Genomic DNA, 24,634 nt, shown 5'->3' on the forward strand with positions numbered 1-24,634 from the left:
AGCAAGCCATAAAAAGAATAAGAAAAGCGCACAACCTGAAGATTAGGCTTTGCACTTTTCTTACACAAATAAGGGCATTAAAGTCTATTTTTTAAAATAGTATGTCCCATTTTATCTCGCTTTGTTTTCAAATACCCCTCATTATGCGGGTTCGGGTCAATCTCAATCGCCACTTGTTCTACGATCTCTAACCCATATCCTATTAAACCTACACGCTTAGTTGGATTGTTTGAAATAAGACGTATTTTGCTAATGCCCAGGTCCCTTAGGATTTGCGCACCGACACCATAGTCTCGCTTATCCATCGGCTCACCTAAGGCGAGGTTCGCCTGCACCGTATCCATGCCTTGCTCCTGCAGCTTGTACGCCTTTAACTTATTTAATAGACCGATACCACGGCCCTCCTGATTCATATACAGGACCACTCCTTTACCTTCTTGCTCCACCATTTGCATGGCCTTTTGTAGCTGTGGACCGCAGTCACATCGGCAAGAGCCAAAAATATCTCCCGTTACGCAGCTGCTGTGTACGCGCACCATTACGGGCTCAGCCTCCTCCCATCTCCCCTTAATCAGTGCAAGATGAAGATCGCCTGTATTCACTTGTCGAAAAGCGATTAATTCGAAATCCCCAAATTCCGTCGGCATTTCTACACCTATTTCTCGCTTGATCAGACTCTCATGCTTCATGCGGTAAGCGATAAGATCCTTAATCGAAACGAGTTTTAGGTTAAACCGTTCTGCCACTTTAACTAAATCAGGCAGGCGGGCCATGGTACCGTCCTCATTCATGATTTCCACGAGCACTCCAGCCGGCTGAAGGCCTGCTAATCGTGCTAAATCGATGGCCGCCTCTGTATGACCTGCACGACGGAGAACGCCGCCGCGACGGGCTTTTAAAGGAAAAATGTGCCCCGGTTTGCCCAGCTCATCGGGGTGAATCGAGTCATCGATGAGCGCCTTAATGGTTTTCGCTCGATCACTGGCAGAAATCCCAGTTGTACATCCATGGCCTACTAAATCAACAGAAACCGTAAAAGGCGTCTCAAAAGCAGCCGTATTAGCGCCCACCATCATCTCTAGGCCAAGCTTTTCACAGCGATCCTCGATTAGAGGGGCACAGATGAGCCCACGACCGTGCGTGGCCATAAAGTTCACGATTTCAGGTGTTACCATTTCCGCAGCACACACGAAGTCTCCCTCATTCTCGCGATCCTCATCATCCACCACGATAATGACTTCTCCATTTTTGATGGCTTCGATGGCCGACTCTATACTGTCTAATTGAAAGGCTGCAGACATACGCTTATTTTGAATCTTAGATTATATACTCGTAAAATTAAACTCTTTATCCTGAATTAACAGCATACACCAAAGGAAAGTTTGTGGCTAGGCACTGATCACCGTGCCCAGCTGCTTATCGATTTCCATCTGATACTGCTTTAATTCCATGTAAACCTGAATGACCTCATTTAGTTTTTCGGGGTCCTCTCCGGGACGCTCCGCTTCTTGAATTTTTTCCCTGGCCTCCGCAAGCACCTGTATCAATACCTTTTTTTTAAGCCGTAAGACACTTTCATATACCGTCTTGGCCAGATCATCTGCCTCATGCTTGGTGAATATCTGATGCCGGCTTCGCCAAAGCTCCGATAAATTATGCTTTTCGGACACTAAACCGATCACCAAATCACGCACCTCCGCATCCGGATGAGCGATAAAATAGCGCAACTGTGGTAAAACCCCTTCCGCCAAAGCGCCTACATACGCCTCCAGGACCCGTTGATGCAGCGGCACTTTAAATTGCACGTCAGCTATTTCCCGTAATAAATAGTCACAAACGTTTAACTCCTCTGAAACAGTCTCAAAACCATAGTTTATCAGCAGCCGTAGCATTTCCCGTTCCTGTACTTCCAGGACGCGCGCGGGGCTGACCTGTTCCGGATCCGCAGGTAAGAAGGCCTCAAGGGGAGCTTCCTCTAGCTCTTTTCCCTCTTTCCATGCAGGCATCGCGCTACTAGCTCCACCCGTCTGCCGCTGCTCACGCTCTCTTCGAAGACGTGCTTCCCGTTCTGCTTGTAAAAAACGCTTATTTAACTCAGCATGAAGCAGGTCTTCTTCTAATTCTAATAATTTCGCCGCTTCCTTCACGTAAAGCGCGCGTGTAAGTCCATCCTCTATTTTCGAAATACTCGTCAGCAAGGTCTGAATCAATGTCACACGTGCCTGCGGATCCTTGGCAGCTTCTTCCTGAAAAAGATCGATTTGAAAACGGACAAAATCTTTTGGCGCATGCGCCAAATACTCCTGAAATGCCTGGGGACCCACCTTTCGGGCATAACTATCCGGGTCGTCCCCATCGGGAAAAGTGACTGCCTTCACATGGAGCCCCCCCTCTAAAATCAGGTCTATTCCCCGTAGAGAAGCCTTTATCCCAGCCGCATCTCCATCGAATAAAACAGTGACCTGATTCGAAAAGCGCTTGATCAACTTGATTTGGTTTTCCGTCAGCGAAGTTCCGGAGGAGGCCACTACATTTTCCACCCCCGCCAGGTGCATACTGATCACATCGGTATACCCTTCCACGAGGTAGCAGTTATTCAGCGCTTTTATTGATTTTTTCGCCTGAAATATCCCATAAAGTACATCCGACTTATGGTAAATCTCAGTTTCGGGGGAATTAATATATTTCGGCTGCTTTTTATCCTGCGTGAGTATGCGTGCCCCGAAGGCGATCGGTTTTCCTGAAACATTATGGATGGTAAACGTCACGCGGTTTCGGAAGCGGTCATAAACGCGATCTGGATCACCCTCCTTCTGGAGTATCAGGCCCGCCTTTAAGAGCACCTCCCGATGCAAGCCTGCCTTTTCCGCTGCTGTAAGTAACGCATCCCAGCTGTCAGGTGCATACCCCAGATCGAAAGCCTCTAAAACTTCAGGCGTAAATCCCCTTTCTTTAAAATAGCTCAGCCCAATCGCTCGCCCCTCAGGCGTCTTCAGCTGATCGATAAAAAAATCTTTCGCATAGTGGAGCGCCATAAAAAGGGCCTCCCGCTCACTCAGTGCACGCCGCTGCTCGGGCGTTTGCTCCTTTTCCTCTTCGATCTCGATGCCATAGCGCTGCGCTAAGTGCCGCACGGCTTCTGTAAAGCCCATCCCCTCGATGTCCATGATAAACTGGATAGGATCCCCCGCCTTGCCGCATCCAAAACACTTATAGATCTGTTTGGCAGGCGAAACAGAAAAAGAAGGCGACTTTTCATTATGGAAAGGACAGCAGGCCCACAGGTTCTGCCCCTTCTTTTTTAGGGGCACATACTCGTTCACGATATCCTCGATATCCGCTACTTCTCTTACACGATCGGTCGTTTGGGGGCTTAGCATAGGTAAAATTGAAAACAAATATAATGGATTTTAAAGAGAAATTCCTGCCTAAGGAAGCTTTGGCCCACGGGCCAAAGCCAGGTTACCTACCGCAGCGCGCTAAGCACTTAAATCAGGACAGGAAAGAACCTTTTTTTTCTACAACAGGTTACATTTTAACTACAGCGCGTTAAGAATCGGATATAAATTTCAGTTTTGGCGGGCTGTCTATTAACTTGCAAGAAATTTTAGAGCTTATAGCATGACGGTTACGCGTGAAAAGGTATTAGCGGCTCTTTCCAGAGTGGAAGATCCGGATTTAAAAAAAGACTTAGTTACCCTGGGGATGATTCAGGAGCTGGAGGTCGCCTCGGATGCGATTTCTTTTAAGGTAGTGCTCACTACTCCTGCCTGTCCGCTGAAGGAGGTGATAAAAAATAACTGTTTGGAAGCACTTCGTGAGGACTTCGGTGAGACCTTAAAAGTGAATATCATCATGACCGCTAATGTGACCACGGCACGTGCAGATGGACCTTTACTGCCGAAAGTAAAGAATATCGTGGCCATCGCCTCCGGCAAAGGGGGGGTAGGTAAATCTACGACTGCTAGTAACCTAGCCGTGGCGCTAGCCCTTTCTGGGGCAAAGGTGGGACTTATAGATGCCGATATCTCAGGTCCTTCTATCCCGACCATGTTTAATGTGGAAGCTGAGCAGCCCAGCGTGCGTCAGGAGGAGGGTAAAAACATCATCATGCCTGTAGAGCAGTACGGGGTAAAGCTCATGTCCATCGGTTTCCTAACTCCAGCCGAAGCTGCGGTAGTGTGGCGGGGCCCTATGGCAAGCTCTGCCTTGAAGCAGTTTATCAGCGATGTAGACTGGGGCGAGTTAGATTATTTGTTAATCGATTTACCTCCGGGAACCTCGGATATTCACCTTACGATGGTCCAAACGGTGCCTGTTACCGGAGTAGTTATCGTGACGACGCCGCAGAAGGTTGCCCTAGCAGATGCTACCAAAGGGCTTACCATGTTCCGACAGCCACAAATTAACGTTCCGATTTTAGGCGTTGTCGAAAATATGGCGTACTTTACACCCGAGGAGTTACCGGAGAATAAATATTATCTTTTCGGGAAAGACGGCGGTTTGAAATTGGCAGAACGATTTGAAGTCCCTTTCTTAGGTGGTATTCCGATCGTACAGAGCATTCGCGAAAGTGGAGATTCTGGCTATCCAGCCGTATTTAAATCGGGTGTGACGGAGGGTGCGTATCGCGACTTAGCAGAGTCTGTAGCACGCCAAATCGCCATCCGTAATGCATCGAAAAACAAAACAGAAGTTGTACAGGTTAACCCTTAGGTAAATGGATCAAACACTGCGTTCGCGAATTGAAGTTGCCCTTGACAGTATCCGGCCTTATTTAGAAGCTGATGGTGGAAATGTGAAGATAGTGGAGCTTACGGATGATATGGTGCTACGTTTAGAGCTTTTAGGAGCTTGTGGTACCTGTCCGATGTCCACCATGACACTAAAAGCTGGAGTGGAAGAGGCTGTGAAGCGAGAGGTTCCTGAGATTACACGCGTAGAAGCTATCAATATACAGGTGGCTTAGTCTTATGGAAAATATCGGATGATAAAAAAAATACGTTCTGGAGTGAGTGTCGCTATATGGATACTCCTCCTTTTTTTAGCTTCGACTCATACCACCCGTGCACAGAAGTTTTTTGGAGCGCCCTACCAGCATGTTCATGATGAAAAGTGTGGGGCCGTCTGGATAGAAAAGGAGCAAGAGGCGCTGATGGGCGTTCAAGGTAGCCCTGAATTTTTCGAAACTTGGATGCAAGGAGAAATCCAAAAATTACAAAATAATCCAGAAGCCTTACGCACATTAAGCGATGGGCGTCGCATCATCCCGGTAGTCGTTCACGTCATTCATAATGGTGAACCCGTAGGCCAGGGTGCAAATATCCCCTTCTCGCAGATCGAGAGCCAAATTCGTATTTTAACCGAAGACTTTACCCGAACAAATCCAGACACAGTCAACACCCCCGCAGAATTTAGAAGTGTAGCAGCTAATGTGGGTATCGAATTCATCTTGGCAAAACAGGACCCTGACGGCTTACCGACGGATGGTATTAACCGCGTACAAGGCCCCAGAGGCTCTTATGGCATAAATGACCGCATGCTTCTCGCCTCTCTTTCCTCTTGGCCGCCGGAAGATTATCTAAATGTTTGGGTAGTCCCCCTGAACTCCCCCCTATTGGGTTTTGCTAGCTTTCCTGTGAGTAACCTACCCGGGCTCAACTTCGCTCCTACTCCCCGCGAGGCAGATGGGATTACAGTAGACTTTCGCTTTTTCGGCGTGGGAGGGAGTGCGCTCGATGGACTCGCTGGAAGAACAGCCACACATGAAGTAGGCCATTTTTTGGGTCTACGCCATATCTGGGGAGATGGCAACTGTGATGTAGATGATTTCGTGGCAGATACACCTAACCAAGATGGTTTTAATGCTGCATGCCGTATTAACAACCCACGCTTTACCTGTGGCAGTCGCGATATGACCGAAAATTATATGGACTACACGGTCGATGCGTGCATGAATATTTTTACGCTGGGACAAAAAGAACGAATGGACGTTGTCCTCATGAACAGTCCCCGACGCGTCACCTTGGTCAATGGCCGCGCCACACAAGAGCCAGAGCTGAACCCGAATAGTTTAACCCCATTAAATTTAATAGAGCCTCTAGACTTTATTTGCGAACTCACCGTAACACCTGCTGTGGAGGTCGTGAATAATGGAAATAATGTCGTCAGCTCCGCCGTGGTAGAACTACGTAATAATGGTTCCTTACTCCAGCGACAAACAGTTTCCTTAAATTTGGCTACAGGAGAACGTGCGCTGCTGAGTTTTAATCCAATCACACTGGCTGCACAAAATAATAATTTTGAATTAGCCATCGTACAGGTAAATGGACAAATGAATGGCTCTGCACTTGCCACCCAGCTCCGCTCAGCGCCGCGCCTACAGGGTGAAATTAGTTTGCCTTATACTTTTGAGTTTGAGGATTTAGAATCAGGGCTTTGGCAAATTATCAACCCGGACGAGGCTATTACTTGGATCGACACGGTAGTGACGATCGATGGCACACCGACGCGCCTATTTAAGATGAATAACTTCGAATATGATGCACGCGGGCAACAAGATTTCATCGTATCCCCACAGATTGACCTAGAAGCATTTCCAAATGCACAGCTAACCTTTAATCTGGCACATGGCCCATTTCCTGGAGCGCAGTTTGCCGATGAGTTAATCGTGGCCATCTCTCAGGATTGTGGTAATAATTTCGACTTGGCAGGAGCGCCTTATTTTAAGAATGAGACCTTTATCCAAACAGTTCCACCGGCGGAATCACCCTTTGTTCCAGTTTCAGCAGGCCAATTTCGTAGGGAAATCGTCAATTTGGCCCCGTTTGCCTCACTTGGAAAGGTAAGAGTGGCTATCATTAATCGAAATGGTTTTGGGAATAATATTTTCATAAAAGATCTCGAGATATTAGCAGAGGAGCAGTTCCGTTATGACCTGGGCATTACAGAGTTAGTAGCTCCTAACCCCATTGCCGCTCCAGGAGGTAATGGAAATGAGGTATTGGCTGTAGAGAACACAGGTAATTTACCCATCAGCGGCTTCTTGTTAGAGCGTCAGGTGACGAATAATCCACGCCAAACCTTTATCGTTCGCGGTCAGGCACTTCCGGTAGGAGGTATAAATCTTTTGAATTTACCCCTTTCACCTACGATAGAAGGCACGAATAGCTTCCGTTATCAGTTGCTTAACCCAAATTTCGATCAAAACCCGGCTCCTCCGATAAATTTCCAACAGTTCGCCATTTTTAGTTCGACCACCATGGAAACGCCATGGAGACAAAACTTTAATGGTTCGATCGCACTAGCTCCTTGGCTCACCGTAAACCCAGAGCGAAACAATACTGTCTGGCGGGTGGAACCTTCTCCTGTTGGGGATGGTAATAATCAGCTGGTTCTTCGGAACACCCGTGATGGTGATAGTTATTGGGTGGGCTCACCGATATTTGACCTATCTCAAGCGCGCTTTGCGAGCCTTTTCTTTAGAAGAGGAGCGGGACCTGTCGACTTAACTACACGGTTACGGGTACTCATCAGTCAGGATGGAGGGTTAAATTATGCGCCCCTACTAGAATTAGATGGCGAAACTTTAAGCACAACAGCGTCCGATCTTCCGAATCGGAATAATCCTGGAGATTTTGTGCGGGAGTTTATTAATTTGAATGACTTTACGGGAGGAAATAATAACCGTTTGCGTGTGGCCTTTGCGCTGGAAAGCGCTAATGCTGATAATCCGCCGATTTTCTTAGATGACATCGAACTGTTTTTATCGGACAACCCGAACCCGGTAGATCCTGGACTAAACAGTACGCGTCTCTATCCAAACCCTGCGCGTGATGTTTTTAGCTTAGCCTTTAATTTCTTAAATTTTGAAGATGTTTTTGTGCAGGTGGTCTCTACGACCGGGCAGGTTGTTTACGAGCAAAGCTTCCCGAACACGCTTAACCAAACGTATTCCTTTACGACGGCCTTATTTTCAAAAGGCGTCTTCGTAGTGAAAATCACAAGCAGAAGTTTATCAGAAACCAAAAAGTTAATCATACAATAATTCAGGAGTATTTCTGTTTTTACTACGTGCGAAATTGGCTAACTTGCACCCAATTTTACAATAAATTAGTGCTATGAGCGGATTTAAGACAAAGCTAAAACTCATCGTTTTAAATTTTTTAGCGGCGAGTGTCCTCTTCTTTGTGGTGGCGTATGTGTTTTTACAGGTCTTTTTACCCTCATACACCAAGCATGGGCAGACAGTAACCGTACCCAGTTTGGAAGGATATTCCTATTCCGAACTGGATCAATTATTAACCTTGGCGGAGCTGCGTTTAGAAATTTCGCCCGACAGTGGCTATAATGCGGAGGTGGCACCGCTTACGGTATTACGTCAAAATCCGCGTGCTGGAAGCAAGGTGAAAAAAAACCGCAAGGTGTACCTAACCTTAAATGCGGAGAATGCCCCCTTAGTAAAAATGCCCAATTTGGTGAATAGTCAGCTGCGTAATGTGCAGGAAATCCTCGCGAACATGGGGTTAGTGCGAGGCGAAATCGTGTATGTACCTGACATCGGCATTAATGTCGTTTTAGAACAAAAATACCGAGGGCGCAATATCCCAGAGGGCTTTGAGTTGCCTAAGGGGTCCCAGATTGACCTTGTGGTAGGAGATGGTATGGGCAATCAAATTTTAGATGTGCCGATGCTGATTGGGCTCGATGAGGTAGATGCAGAGTTTTTAATTATCGGTTCAGGTTTGCGCTTGGGAAGAATTTCTTATGTGCAAACAGACACTGTTCCGCAGGGTACGATAGTAGAACAATCTCCACCAGCTGGGTTCGAGGTAAAGACTGGCGACCCAATAGATTTGTGGATTTCTGAGCTTGAAAATCGGTAGGCATGCACCTGCGTGTCCTCCATATCGCATGCTTTATTTTTGGAGTCTTAGGCTTCAGTCTCCAGGATGCGCAAGCACAATTGCAGCAGCTTCCTACTCCTTTGCCAGACCCAAGCACCCAGGAGCGGGCGAGGCTTTTGGGAATTGAAAGATTACAAAGCGATTCTTTGACTGTAGAACTTCTTCAGCTGCCTTTTTGGGACGATTTCTCTTCAGGCAAAATAGATTCTACACGTTGGGAAGCTAGAGGTGCCACCCATAGCTTCTCCGTAGGCATCCGTCCACCGAGTACCGGGCAGGTATTGCTTGATGGCACAGACGAGCGTGGCAGACCTTATGGACTTTTAGCTATCGAACAGGGCCAGGGAGATCGCTTGACCTCTAAGCCAATTGATTTATCCGCAATTCCCGAAGGATGGGAAGAAAGTGTGGTGCTCAGCTTTTACTGGCAGGCAGGCGGGAGAGCTGAACTTCCCGATACGGGAGATCTTTTGCGTGTAGCCTTTTTAAATGCAGCAGGCGAATGGATTGATGTCTGGGAGATAAACGGTGGCAACGAGCGCAACCGTGAGCTTTTCGAGTATGCCGAAATCCAAGTCGCAAAGCCTTTTCATCATGAGAACTTTCGCTTTCGTTTCACAATGCGAGGAAGAATCAGCGGTCCATTTGATAGCTGGATAATTGATTATATCTTTTTAGATCAGGGTAGAACATTAGGCAACAGGAGTTTTGAAGACAGAAGTATTCATACACGACCGGGTAGTCCACTAAGACCCTACACGGCACTTCCCTGGTTCGAAGTAGATGCGTATGTGGCAAACAACACGCCGAATCCAATTTCCTTAGGGTTTAGTAATCTCAGTAGCCGCCCGATCGCCATGGAATTCAGCGTCGCGATTCAAGGGGAAGAGGCTACCGAAAACGTCAATCAAAATTCGCCGATTAATCCTGTTACTTTAGCCTTCGAAAAACGAAATTTACTAAGTGCCACTCCTTCCGCACTGCCTGAAGTTACTCGACCAGGATCTTGGCAAGTAAAGAGCAGGATCTTGGCAGATGATGGTATCTATGTACGCGAGTTTAATGGTGTAGGCCAGCCCTTTCCTGCTATCGATTTTCGCATAAATGATAGCAGCAGTGTTCGTTTACCGCTAGAAGACTTTTATGCCTACGATTTCGGAAATGTAGACTACTCAGCTGGTATAAATCAGCGAGAGGGCATGCTGGCCGTGACTTTTGAAAGTACGCAGCCCGTTTTTATCACTAAACTTTCTGTTAACTTCACGAATTTCGCACAGGTAGGACGTGGGGTGGATATTTTGATTTGGGATGACCTAGAGAATCCGCCTATTTATGTGAAAGAAGCCATCATTCCGGAAAAGGATAAGCTGGCTGACTTCGGTACCTTTAGCATAGATGAAAATGTACAAGTGAATGGAACATTTTATGTAGGCTTCATGCAGTTTACAAATGATTTTATCCATGTAGGTTTAGATACGCGTGAAGATGCCGGAGAACGGATACTCTTTAACATCGGAGGGGGCTGGCAGCCAAATACAGAGGTAAGAGGCGCCTTGCTCATTCGCCCACATGTCAGCTTAGATCCTCCTTTCCGCTTACAAGATGAGGAAGAGCCTGCTTCTGAGGTGCGCATTTTCCCGAACCCAGTAGTGCATTCTTTGCGCGTAGAAGCCCAAGATGTGGACATTGTCGCGGTTTTTGACCCTGTGGGTCGACAAGTAAGTGTTCCAGTAACCGAGGATAGTATGGGCAAAATGCTTAACTTTACCGGCATGCGCTCGGGGATTTACCTTCTCCGATACGCCAAAAATGGAAAAACATATTCAACACGCGTATTAGTACAATGATCACTATGGAAGACATACACGTTGGCGCCTTAAAAGAGCGCTTAGAAAATGGCGACGATTTCTTATTTCTCGATGTTCGTGAGGAATGGGAGTATGAAGAAGACAATTTAGGGGCAAAAAACATCCCTTTAGGCACCCTACCAGAAGTTCTAGACACCTTAGAGCCGTATAAGGAAAAAGAAATTATTATCCACTGCCGTTCTGGTGCTCGATCAGGTAATGCCAAGCAATACTTACTTTCTCAGGGCTTTACACAGGTGCGTAATGTCCTCGGTGGAATTTTAGCCTATCGGGCTTTGTAATACCCTACAAAACCCCCAACCTTTATGCAGTTAAACCGTTATAAAGAGTACCATTTCGTTTTCATCTTGAAAGAAATGGGGTTTAAACTGCTTTAAATACGTTTAAAAACCTGGGTCGTTTGATTCAGGTTTTTTTTGCTCTTTGAGAAGACACTAAGTTTGAAGGAGCTAAAAGCGAAAACTATGAACCACCTTAGGTACTTTGCTTACAGGTCGAAGGTAAATGGCCGTGGAGTGAAGCAAAGCAAAAAGATAAGGATACCGATCCAAGCTAAAATTTTGCGTTTACGATCTAAGGGACGGCCATCCACCACTTCCGGATGATAGATGCCAAGCACCCTACCCAGAATGAAGGCAAAGAAAAGCCATCCAGCATACCCCTCTAAGTTGGGAAAGAAAAATAAGCTGAGATACTGTACCGCAGCCAAGCTTAAAACCAATGCGAGGCGAGTTTGGTTGTGCATGGGTGTTTTGCGGTAGCAGATAAACAGAAAACCAACGTACAGCGGTATGCTGATCAATAGTTCACTGGTCGTATCCTGCGGGTGGATTAGGCCAAGGCCCGCAAGGCCGATGAAGAGGGTGTAAGCGGTAAGTGCGATTTCTTTATGACGCTTCGGAAAAAGGCCGTAAATCACGTGGCCGCCATCTAATTGCCCTACGGGCAAAAGGTTTAAAGCCGTAAAAAAAAGAGCCAAATAACCTGCAAATAAGTACGGGTAGTGAATCACCTCTCCTATCTCGGGCATCCTTTCCGGATCCGCTAAGGTTTTTTCTAGTAGCCAAAAGAGGGCATTATAGCCCAGCTCGAAGGCCACCATGCCTGATTCTGCATCTGGACCGGCGTAATTCGGATCCGCATATTCCGGATGAATGCTGTAGATGTAATCGGCTTCAGGTAAAGTTAGGAATCCGTACACCAGCAGCGCTAGGGCCACGACGAAGCCTGCCAACGGACCTGCCACTCCGATATCGAAAAACTGCCGGCGGCTGCGAATAAATCCCTTCATTTGGATGATAGCGCCAAAGGTTCCGAGGGAGGGGGCGCCTAAGAAACCCAGCCAGCCTGGAATGAAGAAGGGCAAACTACTTTTCACCTTATGGTGCAGCGCAGTCAGCAGATGGCCCAATTCATGTACGAGGAGGATGAAGAGAAAGGGAACAGAAAAGTGCAGCGCCCGGAGAAAATACGCCATAGTGAGCGCATGCTCTCCCTCGCGGCTAAGGATGGTTTTGCCATAGAGCCATTCTGCCCCCGCCAGCGTGGTCGTCAGCAGCGTAAGCAAAAACAGTCCAAGATGCTTGAGGATGGTTTTAGTGGGATAGGTTTTCATCAAAAAAAAGGGTCAAAGCATTTTTATCTTTGATCTGATAGGCCCGAAACCCAACTTTTTTAGCCTCTTGAATATTAGCTTCCAAATCATCAAAGAAAAAGGTCTGCTCAGGACTAAACCCCGTTTTCTCCGCTACTGTTTGATAAATTTTGGGGTCTGGCTTGGAAAGGCCCAACTCGTGGCTAAAATAGACATAGTCGAAAAGTCCATGCAGATTTTCATAACCATGCTGTTCCTGCAGGATAGCATTAAAAGCACGTATATGAATGGCGTTCGTATTACTGAGAACGCCAAGCGTGTAAGTATCCTTCAACCTTTTAACAAGCTGGATCCGGTCTGCTGGTATATCGAAAAGTAAAGAGTTCCAGAGGGCATCAATCTGCTCATCTGACCAATTTTCCTCAAAATGCTGGCGCACTGCCTGTCGGAACTCGGCATCGGTGATTTCCCCTCTTTCGTAGGCTTTATGGAAGTTACTAGGAAAAAAAGAGGCGCACCGCTCATGTTTATTTTGAGGCAGCTGAACTTTTAACTGCTCGATCGTGTGGGCATAATCGATATCTATAATGACGTTTCCTAAGTCGAAGAGTAAAAACTGAATTCCTGAAAGTGCGGCCATGGCTATAGTTTATGGTCCCAAATATCCCACCTTAAGTGACGTAAACCAAATGATCTTGCTTCCAATTTTATTTTTAGAGGAAGGGGAATTTTTTTTGACTGAAAATCAAGGAGCTGGCATTTTCAGATAAAATTTGAGAGAAGAAGCGGCAAAGAGTCTTGGAGAATAGACGCTTAATGCGTAAACTTGCATTCCGAAAGCGAGTAATCGCACCGGGCCTATAGCTCAGCCGGTTAGAGCATCTGACTCATAATCAGGGGGTCCCTGGTTCGAGCCCAGGTGGGCCCACCCCTACGTCCAAAGTCGTTTCGGCTTTGGACTCTTTTTTTGCTAGTTGAAAGATCATTTTGTAATAGTATAGGGACTATTCCCTACTAAGCTCATCCTGCAGCACTACTGCGGTCCCACTTACTGATCAACCTGCATTACTGGTGACATCAACTTCATGGGTGTCCGCCATGAGCCCCTTGATGGTTGTAGAACACTTCCTCTTAGGCCCCCGAATTTTTGCGGCGTATACGGATGAATTAGCCATGAATTGTTGGATTCTGATGTACTGTTAGTAAAAAACAAAATTCTTTACTTAACTTACCTGTTATAATCCACTAAAGATCCATTATGAAACAAGCACAGGCAGTTTTCGAACTGCTTCAGGAGCGCTATGCAGGCGAAAAAGAATATTTGCAGGCGGTGAAAGAGGTTTTTGAAAGTTTAGGTCCACTTTTAGAGCAGCGTCCACATGTTAAATCGGAAAATCTTTTACTTCGAATTGCTGAGCCTGATCGGGTAATCAGTTTCAAGGTATGTTGGCAAAACGATGCAGGCGAATGGGAGGTGAATCGTGGCTACCGAATTCAAGCAAATAATGCACTTGGCCCCTATAAAGGAGGGCTTCGTTTTCACCCGAATGTAACACCTAGTGTTTTAAAATTCTTGGCTTTCGAGCAAACGTTTAAAAATGCACTTACAGGTTTGCCCCTCGGCGGGGCAAAGGGAGGCGCTGACTTTAACCCAAAAGGCCGATCCGAGGCTGAAATCCGGCGTTTTTGTCAAGCTTGGATGTTGGAAGCCTATAAATACTTGGGACATTTTCGAGATATTCCTGCGGGAGACATCGGGGTCGGTGAGCGAGAAATCGGATATCTTTTTGGCACCTACAAGAAACTGAGCGACAGCTTTGAGGGGATGCTCACGGGAAAAGGAGTCACATGGGGTGGTTCTCACCTTCGCTCTGAAGCCACTGGCTATGGCTTAATTTATTTCGCCACCTACATGTTAGAAGATGCCGGCTACTCTTTAAAAAGTAAACGTTGTATCGTGACAGGAGCAGGAAAGGTATCTGTTTATGCAGCAGAAAAGCTGCTTCAGGAGGAAGCAAAAGTTATCGCCTTATCGGATTCTAGTGGCTGGATTCACTATCCGGATGGATTGACTGAAGAAAACCTAGCAAAGTTAAAAAAAGTAAAGCTAGAAAAGGGTGAATCTCTAGAAGTCCTAGCAGATGAGGCACAAAAAATAACCTTTCACAAGGATACCAACACACTTTGGGAACTAGAGGCGCAATGTGTATTTCCTTGTGCCACACAAAACGAGATCGATAGAAAAGTCGCGCAGCAACTGGTCAAACAGGGCGTTCTGCTTATCGCAGAGGGTGCTAATATGCCACTTAACAGTGAAGCGCAAGAAATAATCTTAAAGAGCCCTGTTCTCTACGCACCTGGAAAAGCTTCGAATGCTGGAGGTGTGGCGGTTTCTGGTTTGGAGATGAGCCAGAATCGTGCAGGAATTTACTGGTCTAGAGAGGAAGTGGATCGACAGCTTCGCGACATCATGCGCCACATTCACAGTACCTGCTTGGAAACGATGAAGGCCTATGGTTTACCTGAGGGTAGCTATCATGATGCTGCTAACATTGCAGGTTTTGAGCGTGTCGCTGTGGCCAGTAGTAAACAAGGAATATAATTCATGAAGACAAAATATGAACGCGCAGATAGGACCCCCGAGACGTGAAATTTTCCCAGTAGAAAATTGGGAGCGTAAGGAGCATTTTCAGTTTTTTAACACCTTTGAAGAGCCCTTTTTTGGCGTGTGCGCCACCGTCCACTGCCATAAGGCATACAAACGTGCAAAGAAGCAAGGAGTTTCCTTTTTTCTGTACTACTTGTATCGTGCTCTTAAGGCAGTAAATGAACTTGAAGCCTTCAAGTTAAGGGTGATAGACGGTACTGTTTACCGATATTCAAGAATCGATGGTTCTTGCACGATCATGCGAAAGGATAATACTTTCGGCTTTTCTTACATCCCTTATCAGGAAGATGAGCAGGCTTTTTATAGGGATGCTGCACATATTGTGGAAGAAGTAAGCCGAAGTACAAGCCTATTTCCTGCGCGTGCAGGAGAGGGAGTCATTCACTTCAGTAGCCTTCCTTGGTTGAATTTTACCTCTGTTTCACATGCTCGTCCTTTTAAAGAAAAGGATAGCTGCCCCAAAATTGCTTTTGGCAAACTCATGCAAGGCGAACAGGGCAAATACATGTCCGTCTCTGTTCATGGGCATCATGCTCTGATGGATGGTTTTCATGTGGCTGAATTTTATCAGCTTTTTGAGCGCCTGCTTTACGAGCAGACTGAATAAATCTCGAAATAGTCAGTATGCATATAAGCGCATATGAGCGGTAAACTTTAAGAAAGTCTACCGCCCACATGCGTATGTATTGCTTAACGGTTACCCGGCAGTAAGAATGCGTTTTTTAAGAGGCTCAGGTTGAAAAAAATGATTTAATGGTCCAGGACCCGCACCGATGACCACGTCTTTTCCTGCATCAAGTGCCCCTTTTATGTAGCGATGTGCAGCAGCTACTGCTTCAAATAATCCTTCTCCCCTTCCTAAATAAGCTGCTATTGCTGAGGATAATGAGCAGCCCGTTCCATGCATATTAGCCGTGGCTATGCGTTTTCCAGGAAAGGTTTCAGAGCGATCTGTATGATCGACAAGGTAGTCGTAAAGTGTTTCCCCTTCCATGTGCCCGCCTTTTACTAAGACGGCCTTCGCCCCGTCATTCAATAACGTTTCTCCTGCGAAGCGCAGATCTGCCAATGAGCTAAGCGATTTATTAATCAGGAAAGCAGCCTCATCTAGGTTTGGGGTGATCAAGTCTACACGCGGGAAAAGTGTCTCTTTTAATAGCGCGACTGTTTCTTCTTGTATTAATTTAGCACCAGAGGTAGCTATCATAACAGGGTCGAAAACAGCAGGAATGCCGGGATATTTATCCAGAAAAGCTGCTAGCAGTTGCGCCACCTCAGGGCTATTAATCATACCAATTTTTATAGCCATAGGAGGAATATCTTCCATGATGGCATGGAGCTGTTCTTGGATAAAGGTTATGGGAACGGGATGTATGGCCCGTACACCAGTGGTATTTTGCGCGGTGAGCGCAGTCAGTACGGTCATACCATAGCAGCCAAGAGCTGAAAACGTTTTTAAGTCCGCTTGGATACCCGCTCCGCCGCTGCAGTCAGAGCCCGCTATTGAGAGTACGGGCACATAGGTGCTTTTTTCCATTGTAAAACTTTTGTGCGTTAAAGATACTAAACAATGTGCTGGAAAAAAGTTTAGTGCTAGCTATCCTTTCTATCAACTTTCAACTGACCTATTTTTTAACCACATAATCCAATAGGAATTACTTGTACGTACATGTAATATCCTTTCACAAAACCAATTCAAAGATGAAAAACTTATTCCAACGAACTGCGGCCTTATTTTTGGCAAGTGGCCTGCTGCTTGGTCTTTCCGCTTGCGACGAAGAGATGGCTGAAATGATGCCTGAGCAGGAAATTATTCGAACAGCTCCAGATGTAATCTTTACTGTAATCACTGAAGATGGGCGTATGGCTACTTTTAATGCACGTAACCTCAATGCGCCAATGGATATCCGTCCTATCACGGGACTGGCAGATAACGAAGTTGTGTTAAGCATAGATTATCGTCCTGCCACTGGGCAGCTATATGGAATCACGAACCAAAGCCGCTTGGTAATTATCAATGAAACTAATGGAGAAGCTACCGCCTTGGGTACAGCGCCATTAGATCCGATGATTGATGGTGATAAGCCTTCTTTGGACTTTAACCCAACAGTAGACCGGATCCGATTAGTAACGGCGACGGGTCAAAATTTACGTTTACATCCAGAACTGGGTACTGTAGTGGCTGTAGATGGCTCTATTAGTGGAGGCACGAATCCACGAATTGGTGCTGTGGCTTACACCAATAGCTTCGCAGGTTCCAATAGTACTTTATTATATGATATAGATTTCGAAAGCAACAAGCTTTTTATTCAGGATCCTCCAAATGATGGCGGATTAGCAGAAGTTGGTGATCTTGGTGTGGATTTAGAGGGAATCGGTAGCTTCGATATCTCTCCTGATAACATTTTTTCTCTAGCGACCGTACGTGATGAGGGCCGCACACGCCTTTTTACGATTAACCTTTCTACAGGTAAGGCGACGCTGGTGGGCAACTTCGATCTACCTGTTATCGCGTTAAGCTTTAAAACCAATCCAATCGCCTATGCGACGGATGCAAATAATCGTCTGTATCGCTTTAACTTCATGCGCCCACAGATGAACTCCATCGCTTTACAGGGTATGATGCAGGGTGAAACAGTGGTAGGTTTAGATTTCAGACCACAAAACGGCCAACTCTATGCAATTACCAGCGCGAGTCGTATGCTGACGATCAATACGTCAAATGGTGCTACTGCCGTGGTAGGTACTTTAGACCCTATGTTAGAAGGAAGTAGCTTTGGTTTTGACTTCAATCCTACAGTGGATCGAATTCGTTTGGTAAGTAATACAGGCCAAAACCTGCGCCTACATCCAGATCTAGGTACTGTGGTGGCAGTGGATGGTTCCTTAAATCCAGGTATGCCTTTCGTCAATGGAGCTGCGTATACAAATAACTTTGCAGGCACTACCTCTACAGTCCTATATGTGATGGATAGTGAGACCAATCAGCTCTTTAGACAGGATCCACCAAATGATGGTGGCTTAGTGTTGATCGGAGATCTTGGTGTGGATATAGAGGCAGAAAACGGCTATGATATTGGAGGGAAAAGCAATATGGGGTACGCTTTACTTAAAGTAAATGGCGCTTACGCAATTTATTCAGTAAGTAATGAATCCGGAAGGGCTGAAAAACTCGTAGATTTTAATGTTCCTGCGACGAGCTTTACCGTGGGATTAGGCTTCTAGCATTTTATAGTTTCCCGTATATAGCGATTAAATTCGCAGTGCATGCATCCAATGGATGCATGCTTTTTTTATGAGGTATCCTTATTCGGGAATAAATGGATATTCCATATAGCGCGCCACTTGGTGTACGAAATCCACATCTGTTAACTGGATCAACATATGCAGGGCCAAGTCGATCCCAGCACTTACACCAGCTGCGGTGGCATATTTGCTGTTTTGGACAAAACGCTTTTCCACAAAGTATCCCTTTTCAGTTAGTTTCTGCACATCCTCAATAACCAAATGATGGGTAGTAAACGGCTGGTGGTCTAGAGCACCTAAACAAGCTAAAATACGTGCTCCACTACAAACGGACCAAGTAAAACGGGCTTTCTGGTCTAGGGTGCGTATACCCTGCATACTAGCTTGATTGGTTAGGAGCAACTTGGTACCATCTCCGCCGGGGATGATAAGCATATCCACTTCCTCTACTGCATGTAGTGGTATATCTGCCAAAATAGTCAAACCATTTTTTGCGCATACCTTCAGTTCATCTGTCACCGCCACAACACGTAGGTTTAACAACTGGTAATCGCTAAGTTGATTCGCTACCGAAAACACTTCGAATGGCCCCGCAAAATCGAGGACTTCCATATTCTCAAAGGCTAAAAGGACTACGTTCCACATGATGTTTAAAATAAAAGCTCCGGTTCAAGGTACGAACCGGAGCTTAAAAAGAAAATAAATTATACGTTTTTAACGCTTAATAGCTGATGATTTTAAATTCTGTACGACGGTTTTCTTGGTGCTGTTCCTCCGTGCATTCGATAGATCCATCGCAACCATTAACCAACTGATCTTTCCCGAAACCTTTCGCAGTAATGCGGCCGGCTCCTATCCCTTGACTAATGATATAATCCACAGCAGCTTGGGCTCTACGATCGGATAGCTTTTGATTGTAGGCACGCGTACCACGAGAGTCTGTGTGGGAATACAATTCTACAACCATCAAGGGGTAGGCTTTCATCAGCTTCACTAATTCATTCAGCGGAGGCTTTGCATCTTCTCGGATAAAGGATTGGTCAAAATCATAGAAGATGTTCTCTATTGTGTATACTCGATCTACTTCTACTTTTTGCAGCAGGAGTTCCACGTACTTTTCACCAGCTTCACGTTCTTCTTGATTTCCTTTTAGAGCCAATTCTAATGTTTGCCCCATATAATCTGTGGCAGAAACCGTCAAATCATGGGCTTCTAAAATAGGTAGAAGAAACATAAAGCTACCATCGCTTTCACTAATAAATCGTGCGTTTACACCCGTTTTTTTGCTGACGGTAGTTAAGACGGCATTGCGTATCGGTGCTTTGCTTTCCTTATCAAACACTTTCCCATAGAGTTTAATTAGCTCTTTTTCGTCACTTTTTATCAAATAAATATCCTCCATACCTTTAGATCCTCTGCGATCGGAGGAAAGGTAGGTCTTATCACCAAAGGCCGTGTAAAAGAAATCATCGCGTGCAGAGTTAATCGGGGCTCCTAAATTTTGGATTTCACCTGAAGCTACATCTCCGCCACGAATAACGAAAATATCTAATCCACCTAGACCCGGATGACCAGAGGAGGCAAAGTAAAAATCTCCTTTAGCATCTATGAATGCAGAGCGGTCATCTCCGAAAGTATTTATATTAGGCCCTAAGTTTTCAGGCTCGCCCCAACTGCCATCCGGATTTGGCTTAAGTTTATACAGGTCTAAGCCACCTTCGCCACCCGCCATATCAGAGGCAAAATAAAGTGTTTGTGTAGGCTCGTGCCAAAAGGGATCCGTTACGGCATGCTTTAAAGCATCATTAAAAGCAAAACGCTTTACTGACCCTAGGTTTCCATCTTCTTCAATTTCCCGATAGTACAATTCAGGCTGCACAGTGACGAATCGCTTGCGCAAAGAAATTCCTTTTGCCTTTCTGTTTTCTTGCGTTTTCGAGAAGAAGATGTATTTCTCTCCCTCGCTAACTGGTCCTATGTGATAGGGATGCTTCAGTTCATCTACACTTTGTAAGCCTGAGACTTTATTTTCTGCGGTATCTAGGCTGCCTGTCATAACTCTTAGAAAGGAGTTCCCTGTCCATCCGTATCTTTCGGAGCGAAATGCATTTTTTCTATTGATAGACCCTGGCTTTCCATCGAATCTATCTGTTGAAAATAACACCGAAGCATCCGGCTTAACCTGAAAAGCAAATTCCGCAAATTCAGTATTAATACCCTCCAGCGGAACTACCTGAGCTGATGAAACGGCATTCACTAGATTTTTTCCATTTTGAATAGATTTACCCAAATTAACCGTTTGCTGACTGTTTTTTTGATCCTCTTCCAAAAGGGTAATATACCGCTGAAATATGGTTTCAGCCTCATCAAAACGTGCATTGGCTATTTTCGCTTGGATATAAGGCATATAATCTCCCTTTTTCAACTTGCCCATATTGTCTAGCTGTCGATACCAAGACTCGGCAGCCTCAAAATTTCTCATTTTAAAAGAAGAAGTTGCAAGTCCTCTTCCAGCATATTCTTTTTGACGTTTAGTCCAGGACTTTTGATACTCATGCTGCGCAAGGCTATAATTCAAGAGCTTTTCTTGTTCCATACCCCTTTTCACAAAACGATCTTTGCCTGAACTGCAGGCAAAGATCATTAAACTCACAAGGGAGAGGAGGATTACATTAGAACGTAAATTATTTTTCATTACTTTTCATTTGGTTTAGAAATATCTCGGTGAAACGGTGCCTACACGCCTTCCCTGCAGCATAAAGCCTAAGGAAATATCATGCGTCGTGAAATTACGCACGTTAAAGCCTGTGATATTATGGTCATAGGCGTAGCCTATTCGGAGCCCCTCCGTCAAGAAAACTTGGAACATCGCCACCACTGCTGTAGCGCGCTGCAAGTCTGGCGATAGTGACCTATTCGCATAATCAACACTCGTTCTGTAGGAAGCTCCTACCCAGAGTCTTTCGTAAAAAGAAAAGTTTGTGGTTAAATCTACTCGTGCAGGACTTCTATAATCATCCATCCAAAGAAAAGATGGACGAAAATCAACGTTGTCAGTCAAGGCAAAGGCTGCACCACCTGTTAAAAATAGGTGAGACCTAGGCTCTGCAATGACCTGACCATTATCGAAATCCAATATTGGTGTAAGCAAGTTATCAAATGCCGCACCAAAATAAAAGCGTTCATTAAAATAAAATACACCTGCTTTTAAATCCGGATACAAGACATCATTTCGACCTACGGGTACCGTGGGATCATCGGGATTGGTAGTTTCCGCGAGCCCTCCATCTAGAACCGCATTTACCATACCGATACCTATTCCAAACTGAAGGAAATCATATTGGCTAAGCTGTAAACGATAAGAAATGTTTGCATAGACAGCCGAGGTTCGCTGCATACCTAGCCGGTCCGACATACCGATCACCCCAATACCAAGATTTTTATCGGGAATAAAACCATCCGCCGCCACCAAAAATGTTTCCGGAGCGCCTTCTAGTCCTACCCATTGTTTCCTGTAATAACTTTGTAGAAACAACTGATCCTTATAACCCGTGTACGCAGGATTAATAAAGATGGGGTTGAACATGTACTGACTGTACTGAGGAACTTGTTGTGCATTAGCCTCCAGAAAAAACTGGAGGACTAATGCAAGAAGGAATATACTTTTTCGTTTCATCTGCTGGTCTTATCTTAATATGGTTACGTAACCCGTTAACACGATTTCTGCATCTTGTGCATCTCTCAAAGTAAACTGGTAGAAGTACGTACCTTCATTCAGATTACCACCGTCCCAATCATTCGCATAATTCGCGGATCTAAAGACTTCTACACCCCAACGGTTCACGATCAACAGCTGTCGCACAGGGAAGAAGGCTTCTAAACCTGGTACCTCAAAGGTATCGTTGATACCATCTCCATTTGGCGTGAATGTATTCGGAATGCGGAACTCAAGTTGCGCATGCTGTACGTTGGCTACGTTATTTGATTCATCAGGATCTCGTTCACGCGCAGTCACCCTCGCCGTGTTGCTTACAAGTTCACTGGCTTTTTCGGCTACTACACGTATGCTCAGCATCACTTCTTCTCCTCCGGCTAGGGCGTCAACAGTCCACGTAAGCACGCGTGTTGTGTTATCATAACTCACTGTTCCCGCACTTGGAGAGGCATCTACAAAGCGAGTAGCTAGCGGAATAAAATCTGTGACGATCACTTCATTTGCTGTATTAGCAGAAAGATTACGCACTTTTAATCGATATTCAAACTGCTTACCCACCTGTACTACAGCGGCAGAAACTTCTTTCGTAATCTCCAGATCAGCAGTATTAAACCCGATCGGGTCTGTACTTGCCTCTTCATCTGGCACATTTTCGCCACTTACGAGGACTGTATTCACGATCGCAGCACCCTCACTTATCACCATGGTGACCACCGTTAATGTAACCTGCTGTCCTGGCTGTAACACCGGAACGGTCCATGTGATGCGATTACCTGTAGAAACTGCATTTCCAGATATGGAAAGTATCATCAGCGACTCCGGAATATCATCGACTACGATTAATCCGATAGCAGGCGAGGTTCCAGTGTTACGCACCGTAATAGTAAAGGCTAGCTGATCTCCTACAGACACCCGGTCACTATCGGCCACTTTCGTAACTTCTATCGTGGTCTGTCCAGGATTCACCGTGATAACTTCAGGATCAGACGCTTTCTCTCCTCCTGGATCAGATGGTGAGATGACCGTAGCGATGTTCTCTATCGTTGTCTCTGCAGTAAGAAGCGGATCTACACGCACTTGCAGTTGAAGCACTACCGTTTCATTTGCTGCGATAGCAGCTAAATTCCAAGTAACCACTCCTGACTCAAAAGCCCCGGCGTTATCTGCCGACACGAAACTTAGCGCAGGGTTCAGTACATCGCGAACCAGGACATTTTCAGCCACGCCCGCACCGATGTTTCGAACTCGGATGGTGTAGGTCACTAGTTCTCCCGCATTGACCACTGCAGACTCAGCGATTTTCTCGATGACTAGATCTGCTCTGAAATCCACTGTCACTCCATCTCCTGGTTCATTTGACTTCGGCCCATCCGGATCATCTGGTGATTCCGCTGTCGCAATGTTCACGATACTTGGCACCGTAATCGTCTCACTCACTCGGACCTCTAAGCGCAGGCTGATGGATTCGCCTGCGGCAATGACCGGTATCTCCCAGCGCACCACCCCATTTTCAAACACACCCCCATTATCTGCACGAACAAACTCAGTTCCAGCCGGCAATGGATCACTTACACGAACCTGGGTAGCAGGGGCATTACCCGTATTACGAATCGTAATGGTGTAGCCAAAAGTATCTCCAGGTAGCACCGTAGTGACATCGGCAACTTTTATGACTTCAAGGTCTGCGCGCTCATTTACCACTGGCGTCTCGTCTGGATCAGACTCTTTTGGAGTGTCCGGATCCGTAGGACTTTCTACCCTAGCGATGTTCGAAATCACTGTACCGTCTGCCAGGTTCGCATCCACGAGCACCACCAAGCTTAGGGTCACGGTCTCGCCCGCAGGAATTGTACCCACATTCCAGGTCACAATGCCATTGGCAAGCATACCGCCCATGTCTGCACTTACAAAGCTGGTTCCTACCGGAATCGGATCCGTTACCACTACCTCTTGTGCATCACTTGGACCATTATTCGTCACCGTGATCGTGTACGCCAAGTTCTCACCCGCAATCGCCACCGGTGTATCCGAACGCTTCATAATGGCCAGATTCGCTAAGGTCTCTACCCTTACATCCGTATCCGGATCCGGAGCATTCTCCTTCGGACCGTCTGGATCATCCGGGCTGTCGGCCACCGCGATATTGCGGATCACCGTGCCCGCCACTGTATTCGCTGGGATGCCCAGTACTAGCTCGAGGACAACTTCCCCGCCCGCAGCGATCTCTGCCACGTTCCATGTCACCGTGCCGCCGCCAAATACTCCGCCCGCTGTAGCGCTCTCGAATACCGTACCCGCAGGTAGTGCATCCGTTACCACCACATTGCGCGCAGCCGCATTCCCTACGTTACGCACGCGTATCGTGTAGGTGATCGACTCACCCGCTAGGACATTAACCGTAGCCGGCGTCTTCAACACTTCTAAGTTGGCCACACGTAAGGCATTCACCGTCACGCGTACCTCATTACTCAGCTGCTCGCCACGTGGATCCGCTGCTGCCGTGCCGCGCGCTTGCGCTACGATCTCTACGCCATCCGCTAGGCCGTCCGCACTGCGCACCACCAGGTTCAAGGTCACCGTCTCACCGGCTGCTACATCTGCCAGGAGCCAGTTCACATCTAGGCCATTCAAGACCCC

18 protein-coding genes and 1 tRNA gene are annotated in these 24,634 nt (G+C 46.2%); 10 read left to right on the forward strand and 9 right to left on the reverse strand.

Going from position 1 to position 24,634, the window contains the following annotated elements; genetic code table 11:
* Nucleotides 1-77 precede the first annotated feature (77 nt).
* On the reverse strand, nt 78-1,301 hold the full coding sequence (locus tag ACXIT9_RS03260; RefSeq protein WP_458054810.1) for a bifunctional 3,4-dihydroxy-2-butanone-4-phosphate synthase/GTP cyclohydrolase II: 1,224 nt from the start codon (nt 1,299-1,301) through the stop codon (nt 78-80).
* Nucleotides 1,302-1,388: 87 nt separating this feature from the next.
* Entirely contained in the window at nt 1,389-3,380 is a 1,992-nt protein-coding gene (dnaG, locus tag ACXIT9_RS03265) for a DNA primase (protein WP_458054811.1), read from the reverse strand.
* 241 nt (nt 3,381-3,621) lie between these two features.
* On the opposite strand from dnaG, the gene ACXIT9_RS03270 reads away from it, so the two are divergent.
* The 6 genes from ACXIT9_RS03270 to ACXIT9_RS03295 all read left to right on the forward strand — a co-directional run bounded on the left by ACXIT9_RS03270 (nt 3,622) and on the right by ACXIT9_RS03295 (nt 11,055).
* Nucleotides 3,622-4,716 (forward strand): Mrp/NBP35 family ATP-binding protein, encoded by a 1,095-nt coding sequence (locus ACXIT9_RS03270; RefSeq protein WP_458054812.1) that lies wholly within the window; start codon nt 3,622-3,624, stop codon nt 4,714-4,716.
* Nucleotides 4,717-4,720: 4 nt separating this feature from the next.
* Nucleotides 4,721-4,969 carry a NifU family protein gene (locus tag ACXIT9_RS03275; RefSeq protein ID WP_458054813.1) on the forward strand — a complete coding sequence of 83 codons (249 nt, stop codon included), beginning with the start codon at nt 4,721-4,723 and terminating at the stop codon, nt 4,967-4,969.
* Between the two features lie 18 nt (nt 4,970-4,987).
* Nucleotides 4,988-8,047, forward strand: a complete 3,060-nt coding sequence (locus tag ACXIT9_RS03280) for a M43 family zinc metalloprotease (protein WP_458054814.1) — start codon at nt 4,988-4,990, stop codon at nt 8,045-8,047.
* Between the two features lie 73 nt (nt 8,048-8,120).
* Nucleotides 8,121-8,885, forward strand: a complete 765-nt coding sequence (locus ACXIT9_RS03285; protein WP_458054815.1) for a PASTA domain-containing protein — start codon at nt 8,121-8,123, stop codon at nt 8,883-8,885.
* Between the two features lie 2 nt (nt 8,886-8,887).
* Complete coding sequence (locus ACXIT9_RS03290) at nt 8,888-10,753, forward strand: T9SS type A sorting domain-containing protein (protein WP_458054816.1); 1,866 nt, start codon at nt 8,888-8,890, stop codon at nt 10,751-10,753.
* A gap of 5 nt (nt 10,754-10,758) precedes the next feature.
* Nucleotides 10,759-11,055 carry a rhodanese-like domain-containing protein gene (locus ACXIT9_RS03295; RefSeq protein ID WP_458054817.1) on the forward strand — a complete coding sequence of 99 codons (297 nt, stop codon included), beginning with the start codon at nt 10,759-10,761 and terminating at the stop codon, nt 11,053-11,055.
* 206 nt (nt 11,056-11,261) lie between these two features.
* On the opposite strand, the gene ACXIT9_RS03300 is transcribed toward ACXIT9_RS03295, so the two are convergent.
* Nucleotides 11,262-12,389, reverse strand: a complete 1,128-nt coding sequence (locus ACXIT9_RS03300) for a site-2 protease family protein (protein WP_458054818.1) — start codon at nt 12,387-12,389, stop codon at nt 11,262-11,264.
* Nucleotides 12,370-13,008 (reverse strand): HAD family hydrolase, encoded by a 639-nt coding sequence (locus ACXIT9_RS03305; protein ID WP_458054819.1) that lies wholly within the window; start codon nt 13,006-13,008, stop codon nt 12,370-12,372. The genes ACXIT9_RS03300 and ACXIT9_RS03305 overlap by 20 nt, the downstream gene beginning before the upstream one ends.
* Nucleotides 13,009-13,222: 214 nt before the next feature.
* Between ACXIT9_RS03305 and ACXIT9_RS03310 the strand changes: the two genes are divergently transcribed.
* From ACXIT9_RS03310 to ACXIT9_RS03320, 3 genes are all read left to right on the forward strand, one after another.
* Nucleotides 13,223-13,296: transfer RNA gene (locus ACXIT9_RS03310), tRNA-Ile, on the forward strand.
* 330 nt (nt 13,297-13,626) lie between these two features.
* Entirely contained in the window at nt 13,627-14,970 is a 1,344-nt protein-coding gene (gdhA, locus tag ACXIT9_RS03315; RefSeq protein WP_458054820.1) for an NADP-specific glutamate dehydrogenase, read from the forward strand.
* Nucleotides 14,971-14,986: 16 nt separating this feature from the next.
* Complete coding sequence (locus tag ACXIT9_RS03320; protein ID WP_458054821.1) at nt 14,987-15,643, forward strand: CatA-like O-acetyltransferase; 657 nt, start codon at nt 14,987-14,989, stop codon at nt 15,641-15,643.
* Nucleotides 15,644-15,733: 90 nt separating this feature from the next.
* Here ACXIT9_RS03320 and thiD read toward each other — a convergent pair whose 3' ends face one another.
* Nucleotides 15,734-16,573 (reverse strand): bifunctional hydroxymethylpyrimidine kinase/phosphomethylpyrimidine kinase, encoded by an 840-nt coding sequence (gene thiD, locus ACXIT9_RS03325; protein ID WP_458054822.1) that lies wholly within the window; start codon nt 16,571-16,573, stop codon nt 15,734-15,736.
* A gap of 164 nt (nt 16,574-16,737) precedes the next feature.
* Between thiD and ACXIT9_RS03330 the strand changes: the two genes are divergently transcribed.
* Entirely contained in the window at nt 16,738-18,261 is a 1,524-nt protein-coding gene (locus ACXIT9_RS03330; protein WP_458054823.1) for a DUF4394 domain-containing protein, read from the forward strand.
* An 81-nt stretch (nt 18,262-18,342) separates the two neighbouring features.
* On the opposite strand, the gene ACXIT9_RS03335 is transcribed toward ACXIT9_RS03330, so the two are convergent.
* The 4 genes from ACXIT9_RS03335 to ACXIT9_RS03350 form a co-directional block, all read right to left on the reverse strand.
* Complete coding sequence (locus ACXIT9_RS03335) at nt 18,343-18,927, reverse strand: DJ-1/PfpI family protein (RefSeq protein WP_458054824.1); 585 nt, start codon at nt 18,925-18,927, stop codon at nt 18,343-18,345.
* A gap of 76 nt (nt 18,928-19,003) precedes the next feature.
* Nucleotides 19,004-20,977, reverse strand: a complete 1,974-nt coding sequence (locus ACXIT9_RS03340) for an OmpA family protein (RefSeq protein ID WP_458054825.1) — start codon at nt 20,975-20,977, stop codon at nt 19,004-19,006.
* A gap of 15 nt (nt 20,978-20,992) precedes the next feature.
* Nucleotides 20,993-21,958 carry a PorP/SprF family type IX secretion system membrane protein gene (locus ACXIT9_RS03345; protein ID WP_458054826.1) on the reverse strand — a complete coding sequence of 322 codons (966 nt, stop codon included), beginning with the start codon at nt 21,956-21,958 and terminating at the stop codon, nt 20,993-20,995.
* A gap of 9 nt (nt 21,959-21,967) precedes the next feature.
* The coding region (locus tag ACXIT9_RS03350) for a T9SS type B sorting domain-containing protein (RefSeq protein WP_458054827.1) at nt 21,968-24,634 on the reverse strand (2,667 nt) is incomplete at its 5' end.

This window comes from Nitritalea sp., from assembly GCF_054166705.1.